The organism is Anaerovibrio lipolyticus, assembly GCF_021531495.1.
GTDB lineage: Bacteria > Bacillota > Negativicutes > Selenomonadales > Selenomonadaceae > Anaerovibrio.
The window spans coordinates 1-322 of the sequence record NZ_JADYTY010000101.1; the positions used below are offsets into that span (position 1 = coordinate 1).

The 322-nt window shown below is 47.8% G+C and carries 1 protein-coding gene and 1 rRNA gene; one reads left to right on the forward strand and one right to left on the reverse strand.

Annotated elements, in window-relative coordinates:
• Positions 1-81: ribosomal RNA gene (gene rrf / locus I6E26_RS11440) — 5S ribosomal RNA — on the forward strand; the annotation flags it as partial.
• A 9-nt stretch (positions 82-90) separates the two neighbouring features.
• Here rrf and I6E26_RS11130 read toward each other — a convergent pair.
• Complete coding sequence (locus tag I6E26_RS11130) at positions 91-285, reverse strand: hypothetical protein (protein WP_235321927.1); 195 nt, start codon at positions 283-285, stop codon at positions 91-93.
• Positions 286-322 lie beyond the last annotated feature (37 nt).

Consider the following 322-nt stretch of genomic DNA (forward strand, 5'->3'; position numbering starts at 1 on the left):
ATTCCGAACACAGTAGTTAAGCACATAAACGCTGAAAGTACTTGGCTGGAGACGGCCTGGGAGGATAAGAAGTTGCCGGTTGATTAGAGACTATCGAGAGATAGTCTCTTTTGTTGTATCAAGGTTTATTGAAATACAGCCTACGGTCATAACGACTTTTGCTCTGTCCGACTTAATGGCCCTATCTGGTGGTTTATCCTTACGCACAGATACCGCTTGTCGCTGAGCCAATTCACATAGGCCGTAATAGTAGAGAGTGCCACCGGGGCCACTTTTGCTGCGCAAAAGCAGGAGTCTCCCGACGCAAAAGTGTCATGCCCCT